8 protein-coding genes and 1 tRNA gene are annotated in these 8,031 nt (G+C 57.5%); 2 read left to right on the top strand and 7 right to left on the bottom strand.

The features are described from left to right. From QZ653_RS08495 to QZ653_RS08475, 5 genes are all read right to left on the bottom strand, one after another. Positions 1-308: DUF6538 domain-containing protein (locus QZ653_RS08495; RefSeq protein ID WP_296419475.1), on the bottom strand; the 308-nt coding region annotated here is incomplete at its 3' end. A gap of 150 nt (positions 309-458) precedes the next feature. Then, positions 459-533 (bottom strand) — tRNA-Gln (locus QZ653_RS08490). A 62-nt stretch (positions 534-595) separates the two neighbouring features. Next, a complete protein-coding gene (locus QZ653_RS08485) occupies positions 596-1,918 on the bottom strand; it encodes a mechanosensitive ion channel domain-containing protein (RefSeq protein ID WP_296419473.1) in 1,323 nt (440 codons plus the stop codon). A 126-nt stretch (positions 1,919-2,044) separates the two neighbouring features. Beyond that, positions 2,045-3,670 (bottom strand): capsule biosynthesis protein, encoded by a 1,626-nt coding sequence (locus QZ653_RS08480; protein WP_296419471.1) that lies wholly within the window; start codon positions 3,668-3,670, stop codon positions 2,045-2,047. Then, positions 3,612-4,307 carry an ABC transporter ATP-binding protein gene (locus QZ653_RS08475; protein WP_296419469.1) on the bottom strand — a complete coding sequence of 232 codons (696 nt, stop codon included), beginning with the start codon at positions 4,305-4,307 and terminating at the stop codon, positions 3,612-3,614. Before QZ653_RS08475 ends, QZ653_RS08480 begins: the two co-directional genes overlap by 59 nt. A 202-nt stretch (positions 4,308-4,509) precedes the next feature. Here QZ653_RS08475 and QZ653_RS08470 point away from each other — a divergent pair, with 202 nt between their 5' ends. Both QZ653_RS08470 and QZ653_RS08465 read left to right on the top strand, forming a co-directional pair. Further along, positions 4,510-5,094, top strand: a complete 585-nt coding sequence (locus tag QZ653_RS08470) for a uracil-DNA glycosylase family protein (protein ID WP_296419467.1) — start codon at positions 4,510-4,512, stop codon at positions 5,092-5,094. Next, positions 5,087-5,875, top strand: a complete 789-nt coding sequence (locus QZ653_RS08465; protein ID WP_296419464.1) for an SseB family protein — start codon at positions 5,087-5,089, stop codon at positions 5,873-5,875. The genes QZ653_RS08470 and QZ653_RS08465 overlap by 8 nt, the downstream gene beginning before the upstream one ends. Before the next feature lie 80 nt (positions 5,876-5,955). Here QZ653_RS08465 and QZ653_RS08460 read toward each other — a convergent pair whose 3' ends face one another. Further along, positions 5,956-6,885 carry an NAD(P)-dependent oxidoreductase gene (locus QZ653_RS08460; protein WP_296419463.1) on the bottom strand — a complete coding sequence of 310 codons (930 nt, stop codon included), beginning with the start codon at positions 6,883-6,885 and terminating at the stop codon, positions 5,956-5,958. 3 nt (positions 6,886-6,888) lie between these two features. After that, the gene (gene rodA / locus QZ653_RS08455) at positions 6,889-8,028 is read right to left on the bottom strand and encodes a rod shape-determining protein RodA (RefSeq protein WP_296419461.1); all 1,140 of its coding nucleotides are present in this window, start codon (positions 8,026-8,028) and stop codon (positions 6,889-6,891) included. Positions 8,029-8,031: the final 3 nt, after the last annotated feature.

Genomic DNA, 8,031 nt, shown 5'->3' with positions numbered 1-8,031 from the left:
TGACGCCACTCTTCTGGCGATGGGGCATCCGGCTCATAGTAGCGGTCCTCTTCGATTTTTTCGAGCTCCTGCACGACCAAATCAGACAAGACGCGCTGCACCTCTGCTTGAGTGATCTGCTGGCTCTTCATGCGGTTTATACAGGTCGCGAAACCGGCGTTCACAAGATTGGCGAGAACCTTAGCTGTGGAAAACTTCGGCGTCCGAAGACTGATTTGCAGATACGAAGTCTTGGACACCCAGGCGGGCAGGCGCCTGCGCCAGACATAGATTGCGCCGCGGCGGGTGACATAATTTAGGCCGGTCATCTCAACTTCCCCTCAGACTCGAAGGTGTCGAAACTTTCAGTCGCAAACCGAGTGAGATGCATAGACGAGATGCACCTACGAGATGCAGCTGGGACTCAAATCCCAAAACGCGCATCGCGTCTTAAATATTTCAATGGGTTAGGAGAAAGCTGGCTGGGATGGTAGGATTCGAACCTACGGTACACTGTACCAAAAACAGTTGCCTTACCACTTGGCTACATCCCAGCAGCGAGGGATGGGATACGAAAAAGATTTGCGGGGTTCAAGCCCTGAATCGGCGTTATTTGTTATTCCTGAGCCGCGTCTTCGCGCAGCAGATCTTCGGCTTCGTCCCCGCGTCGTTCCGCGTCAATCAGTTTGTCCAAGGCCTCATCCGATGCTGGCCGGACCTCCGCGACCTGAGCACTTTCAACCGGTGCATCCTGCGATGCGGGCGATGCCGCGTCATTTTCGTCGTCGGACACGGACGCGGCCATTTCGATGGTGTAGGTCGTATTGGGCAACGAGACGCCCGAGGCTTCTATCGCGCGTTTGACAAGGCGTAATGCCTCCCCCCGGGCGCGGACGGTGGACGTTTGTGTCTGGTCGATCCAGCCGACCACAATAATTTCGATACCCGCGTCCGTGATTTCGCCGATCCATGCATCCGCCGCTGGTGCATCCAGAACAAAGGGCAGATTGCGAACGGTGTCGATGGCCAGTTCACGGGTGCTGCCAAGGTCGGCGCTGCTTTCCACACCAATCGTAAAGGTAAACCTGCGCTCACGGTTCTGGCTGAAATTGATGATGCGGCTTTTGAACACGGTCGCATTGGGGATACGGATATGGTTGCCATCAAAGCTGAGAAGGATCGTGGCCCGTGAAGTCAGGCGGATGACTTTACCCTCGTCCCCATTAATCTCAACCACGTCGTTGGGGCGAAACGGCTGACGGATCGACAGCATGACCGAAGCAATGAAGTTTTCGACGGTATCGCGAACAGCAAAACCGATGGCCAAACCGATCAGACCGGCCGCCCCAAGGATCGTTGAAAGCAACGCGGTGGCATTCATAATGTCCAACGCGATGACAATGGCCGCGATCAGAAAAGCGATCCGCGCCAGCGTTCTGAACAATTCTGCAATAAAGGCGTTCGGGGCAAGCCTGTCCCACGGTTGGTGCCACCGTCCGACCCAAGCGCCGATCCAGTTGATCAGCAAAAAGACGGTTAATGATATCAGCGCCAGAGGAAGCTGCACCAGCAGTTGTTCGATCCGCCCCATGAAACGGTCCACCGCCGGATCGAGCCTTCGGGCGATGTCAGTGGTTTCCGTCACTTCGTTCTTGAGAGCGACCACGCCCTCAACCCGGTTTACCAAAACATCAAGATCCTGACGTTCGACAAGTGAATTGGTCGTGCCCCGCAGCGTGACGACCCCGTCGGCGACCGTGACGGTAATATCATCGTAATTTCCCAGCTCCCCGAGAATATCGCGGATGCGGTTGGCGATATCCGCGTCCTGCTGAAAGCTTTGTTCGGTTGTGATGGGGCCGGATGCCGTGTCTTGGGACAGGGCCATATTGGCCGGCAGAAAGAATAATAAAGCGGCCAGAAGGCGAACGAAGACCATGTCAAATACGTCCCATAAGAATGCGATGATGTTAGGGCGCTGACAGTGTGCGGGCAAGCAACATGACCGCTGCACAGCCCGCCAGAAAGATCCCGAGTGATGTCGGGATCTTCTGGGGGGCCTTCGCTATGAACTGACCTGTTCGCGCAGGATGGATGCGGTCAGCGAAATCATCAGATAGATTCCCGACAGGATCAAAAAGGCCAACAACGTGTTTTCGAAAGCGCGCGGGTAGGTGGGTTCATCCGGCGCAATAGGGGACACGGAAATGGACAGATAGCGGACTTGACGGTTGGCCTCGATCCGGGCGCTGTCCATTGACATCAGGGCCGCCTGAACATTGCCGACCTCAAAGGCATAGTTTTCCTCGGCCAACCTGAGCCGCGCATCGTTCGATACGATGGTCCCATCACCGGACAACTGGCTGCGCAGAATGTCGATCTGGTCTTGCAAAATGGTAATCTGGCTTTCGACCTGTCGCACCTGCGCCTCGTTCGGGCGCCGGTTGTTGTTCAACGCCGCGAGGTTCAGACGTTCATCATCAAGCTGGACCTGCAGGTTGACGATCCGCTGTTGCAACGCAGCACTTTCCGCGCCGACGGGTCCCTGTTCGGTTTCTTGCTGGATGCGCACCAGTTCGGCCAGCGCCTCATTGCGGCGGGCTGCGGCCTCTTCGAATGTGATACGGGCGCCGGCCATCTGGTCTTCGCGAATACGCTGGGTCAGCTGGTCGACCTGTTCCTCGGCAAAGCCGATCAGCGCTTCGGAAAATTCCTGACTTTTTGCTGGATCGGCGGCAATAACCTCCATCTTGAGGATGCCTTCGGTCGTGTCATAGCCAATTTTCACATGATCCTGAAAAAGGCTGTAGGCCGCTTCAACCGTCGCGTCTTCCTCCAGCCGTTGGATCGGATCAATACCGGGGTCGGAAAAATGCGCAGTAAAATCATGATCGGCATCAAGGCGCAAAAATGCCTCTCTCGAGGTCATGTAGGATTGCACCGTGGTGCTGTCTGTCTGCGTCGCAAGACCCGTGCCCGAAAACAGGCTGCCAAGTCCGCCGCCGCCCTGTGCCTCGGCTTGTTGAATGACAAATTCGGATTTTGTGCCATACATCGGGGTGGCGATATTGTAAAAATAGTATCCGGCGGCAATGGTGGGCAGCAGAATAAACAGGCCCAACCGGACCATAAGCAGCGCAAGATTGCGACGTCTGCGGCGGGCGATGTCCCTTTGAATACTGCGAATTTCGTTGGCCCGAAGTTCGGCCGGATTTGATCCAGCGCCCAACTGGGTCGATGGCAGGCTTTGCTGTCGTTGAACGGTTTGGGGAAGCTGCACCTTGGCCTGATTGGCCGGAACCTTGGCTGTTGCGGCCTGCATCTGGTTGCCGCCCGGTTTGGCCTGCTGATCCGTGGGTGCCACCAGTTCCAGAACATTTGCGCGCTGGAAAGGGTCGATACCTTGCTGGCGTAACTGCCGCACAGCATCGAAATCGGACGTTACAGCAAGACCGTTTTTCTGTGCGACCCGCCGCGCCATACGCAGCTGACGTCCTGTCAGCCCTTCCTGCCGGATGGCGTCCAGACTTGTTTCCGCCGCGACAGTTTGGGCGCTGTCCACAACGCCTGTGGCCGCAGCCGCTGGGGCTGCGGGCGGGCGTGCCGGATCGGGGGTCGTCGGTGCGGTTTGGTCAGCCGCTGTTGACGAACGTCGTATCCGGAATTTCTGTGCCTTGGGTTTCGTAGTCATAGAGCTGTTTCGCTTCTTCCAAGGTGTCAAACATGGTCAGTTGGCCGTTGTTCAGAACGGCTGCTGACCGGGCGAATTTTTCAAGTGTCGCGGCTTGGTGGGACACGATGATAACTGTGGTGCTGGACAAACGCTCGCGCAGGATTTCCCCTGCCTTGCGATTGAATTCTGCATCCGTGGTTTGCGGCATACCTTCGTCGATCAGGTACATATCGAATTCAAGCGCCAACATCAGGCTGAAGGTGAACCGCGCCCTCATGCCCGAGCTGTAGGTTCCGATGGGCATGTCAAAGTATTCCTCGATGCCGGTCATCCAGCGGCAGAATGCCTCGACGTAGTCGGGATCAAGAGAATACAGGCGCGCGATATAGCGGCAATTTTCGCGGGCGGTGTGTTTGCCCACAACGCCACCCATGAACCCCAGCGGAAAGGAGATCCGGCACATGCGGTGAATTTCACCCTCATCGGGTTTCTCAAGGCCCGCCATCATGTTGATGATCGTCGTCTTGCCGGTGCCGTTTGGGGCCAGAATCCCGAGGGAGTTGCCCAGTTCCACACGGAACGACGCGCGATCAAGGATCACCTTGCGCTGGGTGCCTGTCCAAAAGGACTTACTGACATTTACAAACTCAAGCATACGGCTGTGTGCGACCTCTGTTCGGGCTATTCTATCGTTTACACGTTTGCCCGCTATTGTCTTCGATAAGTGAACAATCTGGCTATATTATGTCGGCGCTAAGGATTGGTTTACAATGTCTATGTCAGCATTTTGAGGGGAGCCTTCGCGGAATGTCCCCGTCAGGCTGGTCTTTGCCGAACCTTGAGGTAGATGGGAAGGTATGGGTCTTCAAACACAGATCGAAGCGTGCCGGTTGTGCGCCACGCGGTTCGCCGCGACGGCAACGGGGCACAGCCCACGACCGGTTGTGTGGTTCAAACCATCCGCGCGGATATTGATCGCAGGTCAGGCCCCCGGTTTACGTGTCCACAAAAGCGGGCGGCCCTTTACGGACCCTTCGGGCGACCGTTTGCGTGACTGGCTCGGGATGGATGAAACAACGTTCTATGACAAAGACCGCGTCGCGATCGTGCCGATGGCCTTTTGTTTTCCGGGCTACGACAGCAAGGGCGCCGATCTTCCTCCGCCACGTATTTGTGGCCAGACCTGGCACGAGAGCGTCATGGCCAGCCTTCCGCACGTCCGCCTGAAGGTGCTGGTCGGCGGCGCGGCACATCGGTATCATCTGGGCGGCAGAGCCGGAGTGACGCAAACCGTTGAGGGGTGGCGCGATCATGCGCCTGACATCTTTGTCTTGCCCCATCCGTCTTGGCGCAATACCGGATGGCTCAAGAAACATCCGTGGTTTGCGCAGGACGTTTTGCCTGCGCTTCAGGCGCGTGTACGAGAGGTTTTGAATGACTGAAGTGACCGAACTGGACACCGCCCACGGGGCGATGATGGCCAATGAAGAAGACGATCTGGCGCGGCTGCGGTTTTACGAACGGCTGGCCGACAGTGAACTGTTCATGTTGCTGGAGGGCGAGGCGGACGGCGACCAGATTACACCCGCCCTGTTTGAGGTCGAGGACCAGCAGTTCGTTCTGATCTTTGATCGTGAAGACCGCATGGTTGAATTTTATGGCAAAATCGCCCCCTACGCGGCTTTGTCCGGTCGCGGCATGGCGCAGATGCTGGAACACCAGCGCATCGGTATGGCGTTGAACATGGGTGTGGCCTCCTCCGCCATGCTTATCCCGGCTGAGGCCGTGGACTGGTTGGCGCAAACATTAGGGTCCGACCCCGAAGAGGTCGAAGGCCAGATCACCGAACTGACGCCACCACAAGGGCTGCCCGAAAGCCTGTTGGAGGCGTTGGACCGCAAGCTCGCGACAGCGGCAGGTTTGGCCGTTGAGGCATATTTGTGCGGCGTCACCTACGAGGGTGGCGGACGAGGCCATATGCTGGCGTTTGTCGGGACGGTCGAAGGGGCAGAAGGGGCGCTGACGGCAGCGGTTAACGAAGCTTTGGTATTCTCGGGAATTGAAGCGGGGATGCTGGATGTTGCCCATCTTGAAGGGGGCGACGGCATTGCGGAGCGGGTGGCGAAAGTCGGACTGCGCTTCGACTTGCCGACGCCACAGATGCCGGCACAGCCGGGATTGAACCCCGGCATGGATCCCGACAAGCCGCCGAAGCTCCATTAGGCCCTGCGGGGCGGGTTACCAAAATTCCATGAATTTTGGTGCCTCCGGCGGAGGTATTTTCGAACCAGAGAAACGGGGCCTTAATAACCGGCGGTGCGATCAACTGTGTGCAGAAACGGGCGGCCCTCTTCGCCGCGCTGAAGATTGTTGGCGATGACATCGGCGGCGGGTCTCGGGCGGGTGGCGGAGGCGATATGCGGTGTCACCGTCACAGACGGATGCGCCCAATACGGATGGCTGTCCGGCAGCGGTTCGGTGCAAAACGTGTCGAGCGTGGCATGTGCGATGTGTCCGCTGTCCAAAGCGGCCAGTAGGGCGTCATCGTCAATAAGCGGACCCCGTCCGGGGTTCAATACGAATGCACCTTTGGCTGTTTTTGCCAAGGTTTCGGCGTTCAGGATGTGTTCGGTGTCCGGGGTTTTGGGCAACAGCAAGATGACGCCCTGTGCCTGTGTCAGGGCGTCCCCGACGGGGCCGGACAGGCAACGGATGCCGCTTATATCCTTTGTCGTGCGGCTCCACCCTGTTACGGGAAACCCCAAAGCGGACAGGGCCCGCGCGCAGGCTGTGCCCAAAGCGCCGAGGCCAAGGATCGTAATTGGCCGGTCCTCTGCCAAGGGTGGCACAAATCCATCGCGCCAAATTCCGTCTTGTCCAAGGATGTGCCTGTCCATTCCGATATGGTGGCGCATCACATGGGCCACGACCCATTCCACCATGCCCTGATCCAGACCACCGCCCACCATCCGGCAAATCGGAAATGTGATTGTTTCATTGTGGACGATGTCTTCGACCCCCGCCCACAAACGCAACAGCGCCTTGCAACGGATAAAGGGGGAGAAATCCTCGATGATGTGTGACCCTGCCATCACGATGTAGTCGACCGTGTCAGGCGCGTGATCTGCCTTCAGGACCACATGCCGGGGCAGACGTGCGAAGGCCGCGATCAGGGCGGGCGCATATGTATCCCAATCCCGACCGGACCCGACAAACAGGGCATTCACCGTCATCTGTTACCTCGGTTTATGGACATGGGCGGACTGGACCAGACCGAAAGCAACCATCAGGACCAGCATGGCCGATCCGCCATAACTGACCAGCGGAAGCGGCACGCCCACCACAGGGGCCAGCCCCATGACCATTGCCATGTTGACGGCAAAGAACAAAAAGAACGTCACGGCCACCCCCATTGTCACGAGCGATGCAAACCTGTCTTTGTTGGTCACGGCGGACATGACGCAGAAGATGATGATGAGCGCGTAAAGGATCAAAAGGCCGAAGGCCCCGAGAAAGCCGAATTCTTCGGCGAGCGTGGTAAAGATGAAGTCGGTGTGTTTTTCAGGCAGGAAGTTCAGACGGCTTTGTGTTCCTTGCATGAAGCCCCGGCCCGTCCAGCCGCCGGACCCGAGCGCGATTTTCGCCTGGGTGATGTGATAGCCCGCGCCCAAGGGGTCTTGCGTGGGATCAATGAAGGTGTCGATCCGCCGGTACTGATAGTCTTTCAGGATTTGCCATGCCGTCCCTCGTGATTGAAAAACGGCTGTCACAAGCGCAATGCCTGCACCGATCACGGTCGCGAAATAGGCCCAGTGGACACCCGCAAGAAACATGATTGCCCCGCCGCCGGTCACAAGCAGGATTGTGGTGCCGAGGTCGGGCTGGCTGAGCACCAGATAAGCGGGTGCAGCGATAAAAATCAGCGGAATGATAATCCACAGGGGTTTGCTGACTTTGTTTAGCGGCAACCAGTCATAATAGGCCGCGAGCAACATAACGAGCGATATCTTCATCAGCTCCGATGGTTGCAGATCCATTGGGCCGAGGTCGATCCACCGTTGTGATCCATTGCGTTCGACGCCTACAAATTCGACGGCCACCAGCAGTAAAAGTGCCACCACGTAGGCGACCAACGCCATGTTGCGCCAGAACCAGATCGGGATCAGGGCCATGACCATCATAACCACAAGGCCCAGCCCGAAACGTTGGGATTGGGCCGTCACCCAAGGGTCCATCGACCCGCCGGCAACAGAATAGAGCATCAGAAAACCAAAGCCCGACACAGCCGTGATCAAAAAGACCACGGGCCAGTTGAGGTACATCAACTTGCGAAATCCGCTGGGGACGTATTTGACCTGATATTCTAAATAGGACATGAC

This window comes from Pseudooctadecabacter sp. (genome assembly GCF_020627745.1).
Lineage (GTDB): Bacteria > Pseudomonadota > Alphaproteobacteria > Rhodobacterales > Rhodobacteraceae > Octadecabacter.
Note: the sequence above shows the minus strand (reverse complement) of the source record. Positions and strands in the feature narration are given on the sequence as shown.

Excerpts from the sequence above, each read along its gene's own strand:
- QZ653_RS08460 (WP_296419463.1), bottom strand. The coding sequence starts at position 6,885 with ATGACGGTGAATGCCCTGTTTGTCGGGTCCGGTCGGGATTGGGATACA.
- QZ653_RS08480 (WP_296419471.1), bottom strand. The coding sequence starts at position 3,670 with ATGACTACGAAACCCAAGGCACAGAAATTCCGGATACGACGTTCGTCA.
- QZ653_RS08470 (WP_296419467.1), top strand. The coding sequence starts at position 4,510 with ATGGGTCTTCAAACACAGATCGAAGCGTGCCGGTTGTGCGCCACGCGG.
- QZ653_RS08475 (WP_296419469.1), bottom strand. The coding sequence starts at position 4,307 with ATGCTTGAGTTTGTAAATGTCAGTAAGTCCTTTTGGACAGGCACCCAG.
- rodA (WP_296419461.1), bottom strand. The coding sequence starts at position 8,028 with ATGTCCTATTTAGAATATCAGGTCAAATACGTCCCCAGCGGATTTCGC.
- QZ653_RS08465 (WP_296419464.1), top strand. The coding sequence starts at position 5,087 with ATGACTGAAGTGACCGAACTGGACACCGCCCACGGGGCGATGATGGCC.
- QZ653_RS08485 (WP_296419473.1), bottom strand. The coding sequence starts at position 1,918 with ATGGTCTTCGTTCGCCTTCTGGCCGCTTTATTATTCTTTCTGCCGGCC.